We start from the raw sequence: 16904 nt of genomic DNA, 5'->3' as shown, positions 1-16904 counted from the left end.
AATCTTCCTTTCGAAAGGCTATCCCCCACTTTGAGGCAGGTTACCCACGTGTTACTCACCCGTCCGCCGCTAAGGATCCGCGATGTAAACATCTTGAATCCTCCGCTCGACTTGCATGTGTTAGGCACGCCGCCAGCGTTCGTCCTGAGCCAGGATCAAACTCTCAAATTAAAAGTTTGAACTAGCTGTTGATTACACTAGCTTTTGTTTCCGTCTTGCGACAGAAACGATTGTTTTTGATTTCTCAAAAGAATTACTTTGGTTTTTTACCTATATTCTGTTTAATTTTCAAAGAGCTTTGGTTTGTTTGGTTTGCCGCTCTCGTCAAGCGACTTCTATATAATATCATTTTGGTTTTTTAGTGTCAACAGGTTTTTCGGAAAAAATGAGGAAAAATCGCCTCAATTCTGTCCAAAATCCGCATAATCCTTGAGGTTCTTCAGAAAAAAAACGCTGCAATACTTTTGTGGAATAATCAGCCCCATAAGCCTCCATCAGCGGTTTCCAGCCTCTCATGGGCACTGAATCCTCTTCATTGGCAGAGACTTTCCTCTTCCTCTCCTCTCCGTTTCCGGTAATCAGTATTATACTCCAGTTTCTCCCCAAAGATTCAACAAAGAAGACCACGAAGTGGAATATTTCCAGTTTATTTACAATGTGGCACCCCCGAAACAGCCCGTTCTCTCCTATAATGAAAGTACTACTTTAAGTAATTGGAGGTAACCATGAGCATCGTAACAAAAACCGGAGACAAGGGCACCACAGGAACTCTGGGCGGCCAGCGTCTTCTTAAATCCTCCCCGCTGATCGAACTGAACGGTCAAATCGATGAGGTCAACGCCTCTTTAGGCTATCTGAACTCCCTCCTGGACGAAGCCAAGGATTTCCCCGCCAAAGGCGAGATCATGGATTTTCTTCGCTTCATTCAAAACGGTCTTTACAATCTGGGGACGGAAATCTCCTCTGGATTCGCCATTACCCGTTTCCAGGAAAAACATGTGCTTCTATTAGAAGAGAAAATCGAAACCATGACGAATCTCATGCCCCCGCAGACGAAATTCATCCTTTTCTCCGGCGCCAAGGAAGCCACCTACACCCATGTGGTCCGATCCGTTTCCCGCCGCTGCGAGCGACAGTTTGTCCGATTTCTGCTGGAAGAAAACATTGATCCCTTCCCGGAATGCTACAAGTTCCTCAACCGCCTTTCCGACTACCTCTTTACCCTGGCCCGATTCCTGAACCAGGAACTGGGCGGCACGGAACTGGAAACCAGCCCCTGGAAAGAATAGCCCTGCCGTTCAAAAGGCTCGCTTCAAAAAAAGAAGCGGGCCTTTTTTGGCTCCGCTATCTTCGCAATCTGTCACTTCCTAGGCATCCATATCCGAGACTCTGCCGTCCAGCGGACTGAAGAGCTCTTCCTTATCTCCCTCCGGATGCTTTTGCCAGAGATACTCCAGGGCAATTCTCGCCCCCCGGTCCATTCCCTGAGAACCGGCCAAAAGGACCACATCCCCCGGCTGGACCTGATCCAAAGCATAATGTATGGCTTCAGTCAGGGAATCAATAAGGGTGACTTTCAGATCGGAATCCCGAAGCTCTTCGGTGAACACCGCCAGTTCCTCTTCCCTCACCCGGTCTTTGTCCCCCACGAATTCCACACTGGAAGTGCCGATGATTTCATCCATGGGCAGTTGTTCCCGCCATTTCAGCAGCGTTTCGATATTCTCGCCGTTGACGGTGACCCCGCGGTTTCCCCGAATGGCATATACCAGATGGAGTTTTCGGTAGGAAAGCTTCACGAGGCTCTCCAGACTCATGTTGATGTTGCTCGTATTGGCAAAATGATCATCGATGATGATGAACTCCCGGTCATAAATATACTGGAACCGCCGTTCCACCCCGCCAAAGGTTTCCAGGGCGGCAATGGCCTCCTGGATGCCCACGCCGTCGATGATGGCCATGGAGAGCGAAGACAGGGCATTGACCACAGAATGGAATCCGGGAACGCGCAGCGAAACGGGATATTCCCCCTTCTCCACAACGCCGTCCAAGCCCACGATATCCTTTCGAATCTTCAAGAGGAACCTTCCTCGTCCCGAGGAAAGATCCAGATCGCTGCAGTAGACATCCGCCTGATCATCCTTGGTGGAAAAAGCCACCACCTGCGCCTTAGTCTCTGCCCGGAGACGGTAGGTCATGTCATCATCCCGATTCAGCACCGCAAAGGAACCTGACTTGGCTTTTCGGATGAGGGACGATTTGGCTTCATAATATTTCTCCAGGCTTCCGTGCTGATCGATATGCTCCCGGCTGAAGTTATTGAAGGCTACGATATCAAAATCCACATCATGGACCCGATACAGTTCCAGGGCCGAGGAGGAAACCTCCATAATCGCCCGGGAGACCTTCGCCTGAACCATCCGATCAAAAATCAGCTGCAGATCGCTGCTTTCCGGAGTGGTCAGTTCCGAATGGACAAACTCCTCCCCCACTTTGATGACCACGCTGCCCACCAGGCCCGTTTTTACCCCCAGCCGGCGGTAAATATGATCGAGCATATAGCTGGTGGTCGTTTTTCCATTGGTGGCCGTAATGCCCATGACCCGAAGCTTTCTGGATGGATGGTGAAGAAGCTCCGCCGACAAACGGGAAAGGGATTCCCGGGCATTCTCCACTCGAATCTGCGGCAAGGAAGACTCCTCCCGAAACTCCGTGACTACGGCAGCCAATGCGCCCATTTCCTGAGCTTTGGCCAAATAGGCATGGCCGTCCTGAAGATAACCCTTCACCGCTACAAAGAGTCCGCCCTCGCGAATCTTCCGGGAGTCATTGGACACATTTAGAATCTCCAGATCCGCCCAATCTTTCCCGCGAACCTCCAAAACCGGGATTGCCCCAGCCAACTGACTCAGCTTCATTTCTTCACCTCTCGCTCCTTCAGGGATCCTAGTCCGGATTCCCTTAGGGCCTCTGCCCTTACTCTAATGAACTTATTTTACACCAACACCCCCGCATTTCCTAGTCATGGCTTCTCAAGCCCAGGCATTTGCGAAAATCATCCGTATAATAAGAAAAAAATAGAAAGCTGAAGGATTTTCCGAAAAGTCCGGAAAATCCTGCAGCTGAATTGCTTTATGCTTTCTTTCGGCTCAGCAGGGAGAAGAAGCTGTTGAGAATGATTCCTGCAAGAGCAGCCAGGCTGAGTCCGCTGAGGGACAGGGACTCCGTGAGGCGGATGCTGAAGATGGAAGCCAGTTCGGCAGGCAGGTAGGTGGGAGCCAGGCCGATGATCAGGATGGCCGCCATGGTGATGACGGTCTTGGCTTCTACTTTGATTTCCTTGGCGCTGAAAGCGGTCTTCAGGGTCTTGACCCCGATGAAGGAGATCATGGAGAAGAGGATGATGCTGATTCCGCCCATGACCGGGGTGGGGATGCTCTGGAGCACGCCTCCCAGTTTTCCGACGAAGGCCAGGATCACGGCGAAGGCTGCCGCCAGTCTCAGAAGCTGAGGATTGTAGTTCTTGGTGATGGCCAGAACACCAGTGTTTTCGCCGTAGGTGGTGTTTGCGGGTCCACCCACCAGGGCGGCGAAGGAGGTGGCTAAACCGTCACCCAGAAGGGTTCTGTGGAGTCCGGGATTCTTGATGAAGTCTTTGCCCACCACCTGTCCATTGGTGGTGATGTCGCCCACATGTTCCATGAATACCGCCAGGACAACGGGCGCGATGGTCATGATGCCGTTCAGGTTGAACTTGGGCAGGGTGAAGGCCGGCATCTGGAGGAGCGGAGCTCCGGAGATGATGGTCGTATCCACCTGGTTCAGCACAAAGGCTGCCAGGTAGCCCACGGTAACCGCAATGATGATGGACATCTGCTTGGGCAGGCCTTTTCCGAAAATGTTGATGAGAAGAGCGGTACCCAGGGTAATTCCGGCCAGAACCAGATTTCCCTTGGCCATGCCAAAGGCGGTGGGCACCAGGGTAAGGCCAATGACGATGATCATGGGACCAACCACATAGGAGGGCATGAACTTCTTGATCGTCTCGTATTTTACTTTTCTTACCAATGCAGAGGCGAGGACATAGAGCATACCAGCGACAAAAATGCCGCCCTGGGCATAGGCCAGGTCTCCCCCGTTGGCTTCTTTGACAATATTAATGACGGCGATGAAGGCGAAGGATGATCCTAAGAATACAGGCACGGTTCCTCCCGTGACCAGATGGAAGATCAGCGTTCCGGCGCCGGCGGAAAACAGAGCTACGGATGGATTCATTCCGGTGAGCATGGGCACGAGAACCGTTGCGCCGAACATGGCGATGAGGTGCTGCAGAGCCAGAATGATGTCCTTTCCTGAGGTGATGGATAGAAACTTGCTTTCCTCCACCATTTTGCTTTTTGCTGTAACTGCTACCATAAATAGCCTCCTTATGCGGTATCGCTGTACCGGTTTAATAAAAAATCCTCTTGTCCGAAAGGACAAGAGGATACATCTGCGCACTTAAGCTAAACATCTGAATCTTCTCAGTCTCTCTGGACCGGGTTAAAGATTTTCTTCTCTAGTACTATAGCATAGGCTTCCCCCTTAGAGCAAGCAAAACTTCCCGAAAAATACCCGGGATTTTTCCCTAAGCTCCGTTTTTTACCGGGCAATGCCCTCCAGATCCTTGAAAAATTCCGGATAGGACTTATTCACTGCCTCATAGCCGTCGATGATCACGGGACCCTGGCAGCGAAGAGCCGCAATAGCCGTGGCCATGACCACACGGTGATCGCTCTGGGCATTGACCCGTCCGCCCTGAAGCTCCGGCTTGCCTTGGATCACAATGGTATTTCCCTCCTCCCGGGCATCGCCGCCCAGGCTGTTGATGAGGGAAACGGTGGACTTGATCCGATCCGATTCCTTGTAGCGGAGGCGATCGCCCCTAAGGAGTCTTCCCGTACCTTCCGAAAGGCTGAGAAGAACGCCCAGAATGGGAGCCAGATCCGGAATGTCCGAGATATCGATATCCAAAGCCTTCAGCGGATGACGCTTCACCCGGTAGCCATTTTCGATCTTTTCCGGTGCAGCACCCATCTTTTGCAGAAGATCCACAATTTCCCGGTCTCCCTGGACGGAATGCAGATTCAATCCTGTCACCGACACATCGCCGGCTAGAGCTCCCGCCGCCAGGAAGTAGGCGGCCTGGGTATAGTCCCCTTCCACCGCGTAATCTCGCACCGTATACTTCTGGTTTCCCGCCACAAAGAAGGTGTTCCCCTCCCGGTGACCCACAATGCCGAAATCCTGCATGACCTGCAGCGTCATGTTTACATATCCCTGGGACTGGAAGTCCCCCGTCACCGTGAGGGTGCTGTCTCCATCGAGGAGCGGCAGGACCATGAGCATGCCGGAAATAAATTGAGAGCTCACATCTCCGCGCATCCGGAAATCTCCGCTTTCCAGCTTCCCCTTCACTACAAGGCTTTCCAGACTGTCCTTGTACATCATGATGTCCAGATCATGGAAGAGTTCCTCGTACACACTGATGGGCCTCTTCAGAAGGCCGGTTTTGCACCGGAACTCATACACTTCATCAAAGAGCAGGGTGATGGGAATAAAAAACCGCAGCGTGGAGCCGGATTCCTCAGGTTTCAGGACCCGATCCCGACGCTGACCAAAACTTGTGGCATCGATGAGGATATCCTTTTCCCGGATGAAAAAATCCACCCCCAGATCTTCCAGACACTTGAGGGTCGCCATGATATCCATGGAAAGATCCACATGGCGAATCACGCCCTTCCCCCTGGACAGGGACAAGGCAATGAGGGCGCGGTGGGCATAGGATTTGGAGGCGGGCGCCTCCACCGTGCCCTGGGCGCTGTGAAAATTCAGTTCCTTGATCATTGTATGCACCTCCTCAGGTTGTATCCGCCTGGGATCTCCCCCTTAGCGGCCCGCTTCAAACTTCTCTAGAACCTCCGGAAGGAAATGTCCGTTCTCATGGAACAGCTCGCCGTCCCCGTAAATCTTGCCGCCCTTGCGCAGCTCGCCAATCATGTCCCAATGGATCACGCTGCGGTTCTTGCCCCCAGCTTCAGGGAAGGAATCGCCAATGGCCATATGGAAGGTTCCGCCGATTTTTTCGTCAAAGAGGATATTCTTGGTGATTTTCTGAATGCCGTAGTTTGTTCCGATGGCCAGCTCGCCAAAGGTTCTTGCCCCCTCATCCGTATCCAGAATGGTGAGAAGAAGATCCTCGCCCTTTTCTGCGGAAGCTTCCGTGATGCGCCCCTTCTCAATCTTCAGCCGGATCCCCTGAATCTCCTTGCCGGAGTAGATTAGTGGGAACTCGAAGTACACATGGCCATCCACACCATCCTCCACAGGGGAGGTATAGATTTCCCCATCGGGGAAGTTGAGTTTCCCATCGCAGTTCACCCAGGTGCGGCCTTCCACATTGGCCACCACTTCCGAATCCGCCGTGACAATACGGATGGACTTCTTGGTATTGAGATAGGCCACCCAGCGGTCCTGCTCCTTGGAAATGCGTCTCCATTCCGCTGCAGGATCCTCCTCATTCAGTAGCCCTGCGCCGTAGACAAAGTCCTCATATTCTTCCAGGCTCATTCCGGCTTCCTGGGCATCCCCCATGGCCGGGAACTGGGTTCCGCACCAGCGGAGGGACCCGTCGCCCATTCTTTCCGAGTAAAATTTACGCCAGCCCTTGGCGCCGATGGAGGCATCCTTCACCTTCTGGGCATCGATATTGCTGCCGTACTTGGGATTGCGGGAGCCCCAGGCGGTGAGCCAGACATCGGCCCGGGCAAGTAAGGTTTCGTTGATCAGGCTTCCCTCATGGAGCTGATCCGCCGTGGACTCTTTCAGGATCACTTCGTTGATCTCTTCAGAGGTGAGGACCACTTCCACATGCCCTCCAGCCTTCACCGCTTCCCGAACCACAGCTTTCGCCCATGGGGTAGCCACTTCATCGGCACGGACATAGACAAAATCCCCGGGTTTTACCTCCGTGGAATAATTTACCAGGATCCGGGCCAGCTTCTCCAGTCGTTCATCGCGCATTGTGTCTTCTCCTTTAGCTCTTTTTTTATTCCATTATAGCATCCAAGGTCGGGAAACGCCCGGTGGAGAAGCCCTTCGCGGGAATTTTCATGAAAATTTCATACAATAAAGAAAAACAGGCTTCTCCCCGGGATTATCCACTAAACCCTTCTCTCCCCTGGTTTTAAGGATAAAAAAAGAGGGATCACTCCCTCGAGAATCCGATATTCCGATGTCATCCCCAGCATGGCTCCGCCCCTGGGCAATATCATCCTTTAGTCCTTCAGCACGAAGATCAGCCTCAGCAGTCCCGCCAGGAGCGCAACGATGACGGCGATGCCCCAGACGTTCTCTTTCTTTCGGTGACTTCCCTGAATGGAAATACCTCCCTCGAAATTCTGCGAGTGTTCCTTGGCGGCATCGAAGGACTCAAACTTTCCCTGTTCATTGAAATTGTACATTGAACTGACTCCTTTCCCCTTGAAGTTAGATCCATTATACCATATTCAGAATTATTCGTCTATTAATTCAATCTTTTCCTCGATGGGGCTCGGTGGAGGAGATTCGGCTTAGCCTCCTGAACTCTCCACGTGACTCCTTCATTCTGAAGCACTCAATCCACTTTGAATGAACAACCTCATTGCCCAGTGTCCTTTGACCGCCTAAGCGGCACTTCGAAAAAAAGATAAAAAAAACATCCGGTTTTAAAACCGGATGCTGTGGTGGTCGATCAGGGGTTCGAACCCTGGGCCCTACGATTAAGAGTCGCATGCTCTACCAGCTGAGCTAATCAACCAAAGTCACAAAAAGTATTATACGGAGAAGGAGGGGGGATTGTCAACCCTAAAATCAAAAATTCCCCTTCGGATTTTGAGCCCCTCCAGCCCCTGTTCCAAACCCGCAACAAGATGCCCGAAAAGGCGAAGAAAAGCGGGTTTTTCGAAAAGTCTTAAGATTTCGTTCAAACTTATTGCGTATAATAAAAAGGGATAAAAAAACATCCGGTTTGAAAACCGGATGCTGTGGTGGTCGATCAGGGGTTCGAACCCTGGGCCCTACGATTAAGAGTCGCATGCTCTACCAGCTGAGCTAATCAACCACGTTACTGACATAAATTATTATACGTAGGGGAAGGATCATTGTCAACCCCAATTTTTACCCCGAAACCTATGCTTTACCCCCTGAAAACCCTGACCCCTTGATGCTGAAGAAAACTCGCAGAGGAGGATTTTTAAATTGTACAAGTTCACGTACGGTATGCCCACCACCCTCATCGTCGGAAGCAACTGTCTGGTGGAGAACAGTGATGTGTTCCGAAAGTATGGCCATCATGCCCTCATTGTCACCGGGACCCATTCATCCAAGCTCAACGGTTCCCTGGAGGACAGCATTTTAGCCCTGGAAAATGAGAACATCCGCTATACGATCTTTGACAAGGTGGAGGAAGACCCCACCCTGGAAACCGTGGAGCGCGCCTATGTGGAGAACCGGGACAAGGACATCGACTTCATCCTGGCCGTGGGCGGAGGCTCCGCCATCGACGCGGCAAAGGCCATTGCCATCCTTTTCCGAAACGGCATTTCCGCCAAGGAAATCCTGTCGCTTCGAAATCTCACGGGCATTCCCCTGGTGGCAGTGCCCACCACGGCAGGCACCGGTTCGGAAACAACCCCCTATGCCATTTTGACCCTCCATGAGGAAAAAACCAAGCGAAACATCGGCCAGTCGATTTTTCCCGACGTGGCTTTCCTGGATGCCCGCTATACCCTGAATATGCCCTTTTCCATCACCGCCTCCACGGCGGTGGATGCCTTCACCCACCTGGCGGAAGGGTATCTTAATACCCGGGCGAACCTTCTCAGCGACACTTTAGCCGAAAAAGGGCTGAAGCTCTTTGGCGAGTGCGTTCCGGCACTGAAAAGCCGGGAATGCGACATCGACATCCGGGAAAAGCTTCTGCTCACCTCCAGCATCGCCGGCATGGTCATCGCCCAGACGGGCACCAGCCTTCCCCATGGCATGGGCTACGCCCTAACCTATGAGAAGGGAGTTCCCCACGGCACGGCCAACGGCATCCTCTATCCCGGCTATCTTCGGATCTTCAAGAAAACGGAGAAGCTCACCCGTCTCCTGTCCCTCATTCGCATGGACTCCATTGATGCCCTCTCCGCCTTCTTCAAGGACATTCTGGACTTCGAGGTGCAGCTCAGCGATGAGGAGATCCGCCGGTATGTGGAAGGGCTTCTCTCCAATGAGAAAAAGCTCCGCAATCATCCGGAGCGGGTTTCCCGGGACGAGCTCATCTCCATCTACAAAAATATGCTGAAAAAATAAGGAGGTTTCCTCATGTGCGGTCGTTACCAGCTGGAAATCAGCCTGGATGAGATCCTGAATTTCATCGATGTCCTGGGGGAAGTCAAGGACCGGTATCAGGCGGAGGAGCTCCAGGCCATGACCCATCCCAAAAAAGATATTTTCCCCGGCGCCCGGGCTCTGGTCCTGACCCGGGAAGGGCTGAAAGAGCCCGTCTGGGGATTCCCTTTGGAGAAAAAACTTGTCTTCAACGCCCGGGCGGAGAGCCTCTATGAGAAACCCTTCTTCCGCCAGGCAGCCAAGGAGCGGCGCTGCCTGGTCCCCGCCAATCTCTTCTACGAGTGGCAGGGGCCGGAGAAAATCAAGCATGAAGTGAGCCAAGCTTCCCCCCTCTTCTATCTGGGCGGCCTCTACAGCCGTTTTCCCAATGCCCAGGGGGAACCCGAGGAGCACTTCTCCATCATCACCACGGCCTCCCAGGGCCCCATGCTGAACCTTCATCCCCGGACACCCCTCATCGTAAGCCCCCCCGATCTTCGGGTCTATCTGGATCCCCTGGCCTCGGAAACCCAGGTCCGCAGGATCCTGGAAACCCCGCCCCAGGGCCTCATCATTCGCCAAACAGGCCCTTCCCAGCTTTCCTTTTTCTGATCTTCGCCCGCCATTTCACTCAAATATCTTGAAGAGGAGTACAAACTTATGTGGACACGTTCTGAACTGAAAACCCGGGCTAAGGCCGCCCTTCGGCGAACCTTCGTCATCAGCGCCCTCATCGTCTTTCTCTATCTTCTCCTCACCGGGGGAAAAAGCAGCAACATCACCTTCAACTTCGGCCAGGAAGCCACCACGCAGATTCCCGGTTATCCCGAGAACATCACCGCCGATCCGCAAAGGTTTAATGTTTTTGACCGCATCGTCACCTATCCCTTTAGCCTCCTCACCGCTCTTTTCGGGGCTTCGGCCTTTCTTCTCTCCATTCTCTGGAGCATCTTCATCGCCGGACCTTTGGAGATGGGCCTTTCCCGCTACTTTTCCCTCAACCGGGAGGACGCCCGGGAAAACGGCATCTCCAGCCTCTTCTATGCCTTTAAAAGCGAGCATTACCTGAACAATGTCACCGTGGCCTTCATGCGGAATCTCTTCCAGTTCCTCTGGGCCCTTCTTCTCATCATCCCCGGCATCATTAAAAGTTTTGCCTACTTCTTCACTCCCTGGATCATGGCGGAATATCCCGATACCAAGTATCAGGAAGCCCTGGCCCTCAGCACAAGAATGACCGACGGCCACAAATGGGACATCTTCGTCCTGGAGCTCTCCTTCATCGGTTGGTATCTCCTGGCCATTCCCACCCTGGGGGTGGCGACGCCCTTCGTCTCCGCCTATCGCCACGCGACCATGGCCGAGCTCTATGATGTGCTGAAACAGGGCGTTCTCTAGCCTTACGCAAAATCTGCAAAAAAAAAGGAAATCCCCTGAAGTGGAGCGAAATGATCGCTCATCTTCAGGGGATAATTTATTGCTTAAAAATCAGTTTTTCGGGATTCCGTGCGGAAATAGTTCAGTACATGGGCTGCTTCCGTTTTCAGGTCTTCCAGCGTACCATCATTGTTCACGATGAGATCCGCCTTCTCCACCAGGAGGGCCACTTCCTTTTCCGTATTGTGGTTGGGGTTGCTGTTTTTCGCCACTTCTTCCCCATCCCGAAGGACCAGCCGTTTGAAGCGGTTTTCCTTGGAAGCGCTGATGCCCACAATGAGGAATCCGGCCTTCTTCCAGAAATCAAAATCATCCTTGGTCCGTCCGCCCACGATCATGGGGAGGATGTTTTCGTTGACCCGGCGCAGATTTTCATAGAGATCTTCCCATTTTTTCTCCTGGGTAATTTCCTGAAGCTCGGCGTTTTCCGTGATCATCCGGGACAAGGCATACTTATTGAGAATGTTCATGTCGATTTCCCGAAGCTTGTCGGCCACCAGCTGGAAGAAACCGCGTTCATTGCCCTTCCACTCCGGAGACACCTGAACAATGGGCTTCATGCCGCGGATGACATCCCCGAGGCCGTACTTCTTGGTCTTGGGCTCTAAGCGGATGATCTCATCGGCTAGGGCATCCTTGCCTGAACCCATCTCACCAAAAATAATAATACCGTTATAATTCATCTTTACCTCCATATTGCTGCAATCCTTTCCTGCCCCAGGGGCCCACAGGATCCGCAGTCTTGTCTCGTTCGCGTTTTTTCGGACCAGGATCATACTATCTTAAATAGTATAGTGAGAACTTCCCCGAAATTCAAGAGAATCCTTCATCACGACAAGTCCAGGTTCACGTGCTTTTCATCCTTGACCTTCAGGAAGAAAAAGGCGCCGAGGATAAAGAGGATGATGAGACTGAGGATCCCGTAGCGGGTCTCCCCCGTGAGACTGGCCACCACGCCCATGAGCAGAGGCCCAAAGATGGAGGACACTTTGCCGAAAATATTAAAGATGCTGAAATACTCCGCCGACTTGTTCTTGGGAATGATCTTCCCGAAATAGGAACGGGAGAGGGCCTGAATACCGCCCTGGGCGCTGGCCACCAGCATGGCAAGGACCCAGAAGTCCAGCTCCGTCTTCAGGAAGAAACCGTAGATGGAGATGACGACGTAGGTGAGAATGCCCGCCATGATCATGTTTCGGGCCCCAAAGCGCTTGGCCAGTTTCCCATAAAGGATGGCAAAGGGGAAGGCCACAATCTGGATGGCCACCAGGATGATGAGGAGGCGATTGGAATCCACGCCCACATCCACCCCATAGGCAGTGGCCATGGTGATCACCGTGTGTACCCCGTCAATGTAGAAGAAGTAGGCCACCATGAAGTAGAAGACGATCTTGTTCCCGAGGATCTCTTTCGCCGTGGCGGCCAGGGTCTGGAAACTTTCCCGGATTTTGGAGGGCTTCCCTTCAATAAAATATTTCTGCTTCACATTCCGTAGCATGGGGAGGGTGAAGATCAGCCACCAGACGGCGGTGATGACAAAGGCCAGCTGGGTGGCAAAGGTGCCCGTGAGCCCCAGTTTGTCGGCGCTTAAGATGATGCCGAGAGAAATGATGAAGGGAATGGTTCCCCCCAGATAGCCAAAGCCGAAGCCCTTGGCGGAAATGTCATCCATGCGGTCATCGGTGGTCACATCGGTGAGGAAGGCATCGTAGTAGATGCTGGATCCATTGAAGGCCACTGCCGTGATGATGTAGATGATGAGGGCATAAACCCACTGGCCCTCTCCCACCGTAGCCAGGAGGGCGGAAGAAAGGATGGCCACCAGGGTGAAGGTGGTGAACAGCTTTTTCTTCACCCCTTTAAAATCCGCGATGGTTCCCAAAAGGGGCGCCAAGAGGGCGATGAGCAGGGTGGAGATGGAATTGGCATACCCCCAGTACGCCGTGGATGTGGCATCGGAAAGATTCGCTGCGGCGACCCCTTTAAAAAACAGGGGTAAAATTGCGGTGGTGATGGTGATGGAGTAGGCAGAGTTGCCGAAATCCTGTAAAATCCAGCTTCGTTCTTCTTTGGTCATGGTACGCCTCCTGCAGTGTCATTGGGGATGATTTGCGCTGATCAGCCGCTCTACGCGGAGCCTTCGTTATTCCAGAATGAGGGAGAAGGTGTAGTGATCCTGCCATTGTCCGTTGATGTAGAGGTATTTCTCATTGAGTCCCACCAGCTTGAACCCCAGCTTTTTCAGGGTGTTCTGGGACCTGGCATTTTCCAGGAGCGTGGAGGCTTCAATCCGGTGCAGGCGAAGCTCCTCGCCCGCATAGGCCAGGACCGCCTTCAAGGCATCCTGCATGAGGCCTTTGCCCTCATAGTCCCGATGGAGGCTGTAGCCGAGATTGGCGCTGCGAAAACCCCCATACACCAGGTTGGACAGCTGGGCCTTCCCGATGAGGGTGGTCCCGCTGTAAATGCCAAAATTAATGGCCAGGCCGTTGAGGTAGTTCCGGTAGGACTCCTCCAGGGCTTTGCGCTGTCCCTCCACGGTGTAGAACTCCTTGTCCCGGAGAGGCTCAAAGCGTCTCAGATATTCCCGGTTCCAGGTGTAATACTGGGCAAAGGCCTCGGCATCCTCCGGAGAGGCCAGCTTCAGCGTGGTGCGTTCTCCTTCCAGGGCCAGGAGCTTGAACTCCCGAAACTGGTCAAAGCGGGTGTTGTCCGTGCCGAAGAGATACTCGTTGGTGATCTCGGCGTGGGAATAGCTGTTGTTCACCAGGATGCCTTCCAGGGTGAAGCCCAGCTCGGTGAAGGGGGTGGTGCTGATCTCGTCGGTGACGATGATGTTGATTTTGAAGAAGGCCCCTTCCCGGAGAAATCCCCGGACCAGAACCCGAAGAGCCTCTTTAAGGAGTCCCTTCTCCGTGGCGATGTAGAACCGGAGCCGAAGGAGGACACTCTTCTGGGCCTCATTTTTCTCGATGATGGTGAACCGGCCCACGGTGATGCGGTCCGCATCCCGGATGATGTATTCTTTGCCTTCCGACTCCCGGATTTCCTCCATGTGCACTCTTTTCTTTTCCATTAGGCTTCCTCCCCTTTCTTCCCTCTAGGGGTCAGGCTTTTCCGCTTTTCGGCCTCTTTCCGGATGTACACCACCAGGAGGATGGAAAGCACCAGGGACAGGGGCAGCATATAGATGGACTTGGCCTCCCCCAGAAGATCCGTAAGAATGCCCATGAGAAGGGTCATGAGGTTATTCACCAGGGCGATGAGGGTGATGACCATGCCCGTGGCGTAGCCCGGCCGCTCCCGGAAAATCCCCGTCACCAGGGACAGCAGAGACGGATAGACCACGGCAAAGAAGAGACCGGAAATGCTGATGACGATGACGTAAGTCTCGCCCAGGATGATCCCCGCCGTGAGGGTGAGAAGGGCCAAGATCTGGGAGACGAGTACCGAGCGGAGAACCCCGGTCTTCTGGACCAGAAATCCGCCAAAGAAGCGGCCCAGGGCAAAGACCAGGAAGAAGATTCCAATATAGCGGGCCCCCAGGCTTTCCTTAAAGCCAAAGGCCACCTTGAGATAATTGGTCAGCCACAGGGAAAGGCCCTGCTCCGCAAAGACATAGAATCCCAGGGCAAAGCCAAAGGCATAGAGCAGGGGGCTCTTGAGAAGATTGGGGCCTTTTTCTGCCCCTTCCACCTTGGGCGCATCGCTGATGTGGGTGAAGCGGAACACCAGGAGGATCAAAAGATAAAGGACGGCGATGTACACATAGATGCTGCGCCAGGTGACGTTCCGCTCCAGAAGAAAGCCAATGGCATTCTGGGAGACGGTGGAGCCGGCGCCGTACATGAAGTGGAAAAGATTCATGGCCAGGGTGGAGGTGCCGGCAAAGAGGATGGGCACCAGGGTGTTGGCCGCCACGTTGTAAAGGTTAATTCCCGCGATGATGGGAATGAAGCCCAGGAAGAACCAGAAGAAGGTGGGCGCCTGGGACTGAATGAGGATGCCGCCAAGAAGCAGCAAAATCCCCAGAAAAATCGTCTTTCGCTGGCCGATCCTTTCCGTAATGGCTCCGCCCAAAAACGTCACCCCCATGCCCAAAAGGGACACGCCGGTGATCATGCCGGAAATCAGGGTGTTGGAAACGGAAAACTCCTCCTTGAAAATGGGGATAAAAATTCCCCGGGTGTTTTCAATAAAAGGAGACAGGAACATGAGGAGAAAGATGACGACAACGCCAAACTGCGTTCTTTTGTTTTTCTGCATGGGACTCTCCATTTCTTTATTTTGCGGCGGGGCCCAAGGACTCCACCTCAATAATCTATACATAATTATAAGCCATTGAGATATAATATAAATAGAAGCAAAGCTCAAATTAAATTGCCGGGAAGCCCCCAGGGCTCCTCCCGGATCCGGCAGGCGGCCAAGGGGTGAACCTCTTTACGGAAAATGCTGTCTGCGGAGAAAGGATCGGATCTGATGAATAAAACATCCCTGGATAAACTGCGTCTCTTCTTCCTGGGCCTGGAGAGCCGCTATGCGGACAATGAGGCCATCTTCCTCTCCTTCGAGGTCCGCTTCAAAGCCGGACTCAAGACCTTTAAAGGACAGGCCCTCCCCAATGGCGAAGGCACCCTCTCCTACAACTTCGGCGGGGTCACCCGGCTTCTCCCCTGGAAAGAAGTCCTGGCGGATGTGCTCACGGAAGCTTCCCGGTATGAGGAGCTCACCGCCACCTACAAGGAGCGGGGCTCTGCCCTCATCATCACCGCCACGCCGAAAAACGTGGGCATGACCACCCAGGCGCTGAAAACGGAAATCGGCGAGGAAGCCAAGGAAACCTCCACCCTCCTCAACCGGAACTACTGGATCAAAGCCACGGAGGCACCGGAGCTCCTCAAGGCCATCGGCATCATGAGCCCCGACGGCAAAATCCGCAACGACAAAATCCGAAAATACAACCAGATCGACCACTATGTGGAGCTTCTGGAAAAGAACTTCGAAGCCCTGAAGCGCCAGAGCACCGTGACCATTGTGGATGTGGGCTGCGGCAAGAGCTACCTTTCCTTTGTCCTTAACTACTACCTGACGGAAGTGAAGCGCATGAAGTGCCACTTCATCGGCATCGATATCTCCGAAGGGGTCATCGCGGCTTCCCGGGCCATCCAGCAGCAGCTGGGCTACCGGAATATGGAGTTCCATGCCATGGACGTGAAGGACTTCCAGTCGGATCGGAAGATCAATGTGGTGCTCTCTCTCCACGCCTGCGATACAGCCACGGACATGGCCCTGGCCTTCGGCGTGGCCAAGGAGGCGGACTTCATCGTGGCGGTGCCCTGCTGCCACAAGGAGATGCTCCGCACCTACCACTATGCCCCCTTTGAGGGCATCCTGAAGCACGGCATCCTGAAGGCCCGCATGGCGGATACCCTCACGGACGGACTCCGGGGACTGCTCCTGGAGGAGCATGGCTATGAGGTGTCCATCGTGGAATACATTTCTCCCCTGGAAACGCCGAAAAACCTCATGATCCGAGCCCTCCGCACGGGAAAGCCCAATGAGGCCTCCAGGAAGGAAGCGGAAGACCTGATCCGCGCCTTAGGCATTTACCCTGCCTTCCGCTACCACCTGGATCAGTACACCTACGGAAATCTTCATGATCTGGACGTGCTTCCATGACGGCCTACGTGCTGGGTCTCTTCCTCACCCTTGTGGTGGTGGTCTTCTGGTCCACCCTGCACCTGGGCTCCAAGATGACCTATAAACTCAACCGAATCTGGCGGAAGGAGCAAAACGGCATGCGCCTCTTCAACCGCTTTTCCCTGGCCTGGATCCTGCCCTGGCTCTTTCTCCCCTTCATCGGATCCACGTATTTTCGCACGTACTATGTCATCTACATTCTGCTCTTTATCCTGGCCATGGAGGATGTGCTCTACCTCATCGCCCTGACCACGGGGAAAAATGAGGAGAAAGTATGGATCATGCTTCTCTTCAACCTCCTGGGGGCACTTCTTCTCTATTCCATTTATCTCACCTTCCTCCCCATTCCTGCCCTGTAGCACCATCGCAAAGGA

Annotated in this window: 16 protein-coding genes, 2 tRNA genes and 1 rRNA gene; 6 read left to right on the top strand and 13 right to left on the bottom strand. The window is 53.4% G+C overall.

The genetic code is table 11. From position 1 onward, the window contains the following. Both KCG48_RS12060 and KCG48_RS12055 read right to left on the bottom strand, forming a co-directional pair. A 16S ribosomal RNA gene (locus tag KCG48_RS12060) occupies window positions 1-171 on the bottom strand; the annotation flags it as partial. Between the two features lie 174 nt (window positions 172-345). Continuing rightward, entirely contained in the window at window positions 346-606 is a 261-nt protein-coding gene (locus KCG48_RS12055) for a hypothetical protein (RefSeq protein ID WP_211802449.1), read from the bottom strand. A 119-nt stretch (window positions 607-725) separates the two neighbouring features. Here KCG48_RS12055 and KCG48_RS12050 point away from each other — a divergent pair, with 119 nt between their 5' ends. After that, entirely contained in the window at window positions 726-1289 is a 564-nt protein-coding gene (locus tag KCG48_RS12050; RefSeq protein ID WP_211802448.1) for a cob(I)yrinic acid a,c-diamide adenosyltransferase, read from the top strand. 78 nt (window positions 1290-1367) lie between these two features. Here the strand turns inward: KCG48_RS12050 and KCG48_RS12045 are convergent, their stop codons facing one another. The 7 genes from KCG48_RS12045 to KCG48_RS12015 form a co-directional block, all read right to left on the bottom strand. Then, window positions 1368-2918 (bottom strand): Mur ligase family protein, encoded by a 1551-nt coding sequence (locus KCG48_RS12045; RefSeq protein ID WP_211802447.1) that lies wholly within the window; start codon window positions 2916-2918, stop codon window positions 1368-1370. Window positions 2919-3132: 214 nt separating this feature from the next. Further along, complete coding sequence (locus KCG48_RS12040) at window positions 3133-4416, bottom strand: uracil-xanthine permease family protein (protein ID WP_230977118.1); 1284 nt, start codon at window positions 4414-4416, stop codon at window positions 3133-3135. Between the two features lie 225 nt (window positions 4417-4641). Next, complete coding sequence (gene aroA, locus KCG48_RS12035) at window positions 4642-5886, bottom strand: 3-phosphoshikimate 1-carboxyvinyltransferase (protein ID WP_211802446.1); 1245 nt, start codon at window positions 5884-5886, stop codon at window positions 4642-4644. A 42-nt stretch (window positions 5887-5928) separates the two neighbouring features. After that, a complete protein-coding gene (locus KCG48_RS12030) occupies window positions 5929-7062 on the bottom strand; it encodes an aminopeptidase (protein WP_211802445.1) in 1134 nt (377 codons plus the stop codon). A 254-nt stretch (window positions 7063-7316) separates the two neighbouring features. After that, the gene (locus KCG48_RS12025) at window positions 7317-7502 is read right to left on the bottom strand and encodes a hypothetical protein (RefSeq protein ID WP_211802444.1); all 186 of its coding nucleotides are present in this window, start codon (window positions 7500-7502) and stop codon (window positions 7317-7319) included. A gap of 259 nt (window positions 7503-7761) precedes the next feature. Continuing rightward, window positions 7762-7837: transfer RNA gene (locus tag KCG48_RS12020), tRNA-Lys, on the bottom strand. Between the two features lie 227 nt (window positions 7838-8064). Beyond that, window positions 8065-8140: transfer RNA gene (locus KCG48_RS12015), tRNA-Lys, on the bottom strand. Window positions 8141-8277: 137 nt separating this feature from the next. On the opposite strand from KCG48_RS12015, the gene KCG48_RS12010 reads away from it, so the two are divergent. The 3 genes from KCG48_RS12010 to KCG48_RS12000 are packed head-to-tail and all read left to right on the top strand — an operon-like array spanning window position 8278 to window position 10791. Beyond that, window positions 8278-9375 (top strand): iron-containing alcohol dehydrogenase family protein, encoded by a 1098-nt coding sequence (locus KCG48_RS12010; RefSeq protein ID WP_211802443.1) that lies wholly within the window; start codon window positions 8278-8280, stop codon window positions 9373-9375. A gap of 12 nt (window positions 9376-9387) precedes the next feature. Beyond that, window positions 9388-10005 carry an SOS response-associated peptidase gene (locus KCG48_RS12005; RefSeq protein ID WP_211802442.1) on the top strand — a complete coding sequence of 206 codons (618 nt, stop codon included), beginning with the start codon at window positions 9388-9390 and terminating at the stop codon, window positions 10003-10005. A gap of 48 nt (window positions 10006-10053) precedes the next feature. Further along, complete coding sequence (locus KCG48_RS12000; RefSeq protein ID WP_211802441.1) at window positions 10054-10791, top strand: DUF975 family protein; 738 nt, start codon at window positions 10054-10056, stop codon at window positions 10789-10791. 83 nt (window positions 10792-10874) lie between these two features. Here the strand turns inward: KCG48_RS12000 and KCG48_RS11995 are convergent, their stop codons facing one another. The 4 genes from KCG48_RS11995 to KCG48_RS11980 all read right to left on the bottom strand — a co-directional run bounded on the left by KCG48_RS11995 (window position 10875) and on the right by KCG48_RS11980 (window position 15096). After that, window positions 10875-11513: a nucleoside/nucleotide kinase family protein gene (locus tag KCG48_RS11995; protein WP_211802440.1), complete on the bottom strand. Its 639-nt coding sequence runs from the start codon at window positions 11511-11513 to the stop codon at window positions 10875-10877. A 146-nt stretch (window positions 11514-11659) separates the two neighbouring features. Next, a complete protein-coding gene (locus tag KCG48_RS11990) occupies window positions 11660-12907 on the bottom strand; it encodes an MFS transporter (RefSeq protein WP_211802439.1) in 1248 nt (415 codons plus the stop codon). Between the two features lie 66 nt (window positions 12908-12973). Next, window positions 12974-13906: a GNAT family N-acetyltransferase gene (locus KCG48_RS11985; RefSeq protein ID WP_211802438.1), complete on the bottom strand. Its 933-nt coding sequence runs from the start codon at window positions 13904-13906 to the stop codon at window positions 12974-12976. Beyond that, the gene (locus tag KCG48_RS11980) at window positions 13906-15096 is read right to left on the bottom strand and encodes an MFS transporter (protein ID WP_211802437.1); all 1191 of its coding nucleotides are present in this window, start codon (window positions 15094-15096) and stop codon (window positions 13906-13908) included. Before KCG48_RS11980 ends, KCG48_RS11985 begins: the two co-directional genes overlap by 1 nt. 213 nt (window positions 15097-15309) lie before the next feature. Here KCG48_RS11980 and KCG48_RS11975 point away from each other — a divergent pair, with 213 nt between their 5' ends. Together KCG48_RS11975 and KCG48_RS11970 are read left to right on the top strand one after the other, a co-directional pair. Further along, window positions 15310-16509: a class I SAM-dependent methyltransferase gene (locus KCG48_RS11975; RefSeq protein WP_211802436.1), complete on the top strand. Its 1200-nt coding sequence runs from the start codon at window positions 15310-15312 to the stop codon at window positions 16507-16509. Next, complete coding sequence (locus tag KCG48_RS11970; RefSeq protein ID WP_211802435.1) at window positions 16506-16889, top strand: hypothetical protein; 384 nt, start codon at window positions 16506-16508, stop codon at window positions 16887-16889. Before KCG48_RS11975 ends, KCG48_RS11970 begins: the two co-directional genes overlap by 4 nt. Window positions 16890-16904: the final 15 nt, after the last annotated feature.

The sequence above is a fragment of the Proteiniclasticum sediminis genome (assembly GCF_018128025.1).
Taxonomy (GTDB): domain Bacteria; phylum Bacillota; class Clostridia; order Clostridiales; family Clostridiaceae; genus Proteiniclasticum; species Proteiniclasticum sediminis.
This window is presented reverse-complemented; position numbering and strand designations above follow the sequence as displayed.

Coding starts and splice junctions, on each gene's coding strand:
- KCG48_RS11990 (WP_211802439.1), bottom strand. CDS start 12,907: ATGACCAAAGAAGAACGAAGCTGGATTTTACAGGATTTCGGCAACTCT.
- KCG48_RS12045 (WP_211802447.1), bottom strand. CDS start 2,918: ATGAAGCTGAGTCAGTTGGCTGGGGCAATCCCGGTTTTGGAGGTTCGC.
- KCG48_RS11985 (WP_211802438.1), bottom strand. CDS start 13,906: ATGGAAAAGAAAAGAGTGCACATGGAGGAAATCCGGGAGTCGGAAGGC.
- KCG48_RS11995 (WP_211802440.1), bottom strand. CDS start 11,513: ATGAATTATAACGGTATTATTATTTTTGGTGAGATGGGTTCAGGCAAG.
- KCG48_RS12025 (WP_211802444.1), bottom strand. CDS start 7,502: ATGTACAATTTCAATGAACAGGGAAAGTTTGAGTCCTTCGATGCCGCC.
- KCG48_RS11980 (WP_211802437.1), bottom strand. CDS start 15,096: ATGCAGAAAAACAAAAGAACGCAGTTTGGCGTTGTCGTCATCTTTCTC.
- KCG48_RS12040 (WP_230977118.1), bottom strand. CDS start 4,416: ATGGTAGCAGTTACAGCAAAAAGCAAAATGGTGGAGGAAAGCAAGTTT.
- KCG48_RS11970 (WP_211802435.1), top strand. CDS start 16,506: ATGACGGCCTACGTGCTGGGTCTCTTCCTCACCCTTGTGGTGGTGGTC.
- KCG48_RS12005 (WP_211802442.1), top strand. CDS start 9,388: ATGTGCGGTCGTTACCAGCTGGAAATCAGCCTGGATGAGATCCTGAAT.
- aroA (WP_211802446.1), bottom strand. CDS start 5,886: ATGATCAAGGAACTGAATTTTCACAGCGCCCAGGGCACGGTGGAGGCG.
- KCG48_RS12050 (WP_211802448.1), top strand. CDS start 726: ATGAGCATCGTAACAAAAACCGGAGACAAGGGCACCACAGGAACTCTG.
- KCG48_RS11975 (WP_211802436.1), top strand. CDS start 15,310: ATGAATAAAACATCCCTGGATAAACTGCGTCTCTTCTTCCTGGGCCTG.
- KCG48_RS12000 (WP_211802441.1), top strand. CDS start 10,054: ATGTGGACACGTTCTGAACTGAAAACCCGGGCTAAGGCCGCCCTTCGG.
- KCG48_RS12030 (WP_211802445.1), bottom strand. CDS start 7,062: ATGCGCGATGAACGACTGGAGAAGCTGGCCCGGATCCTGGTAAATTAT.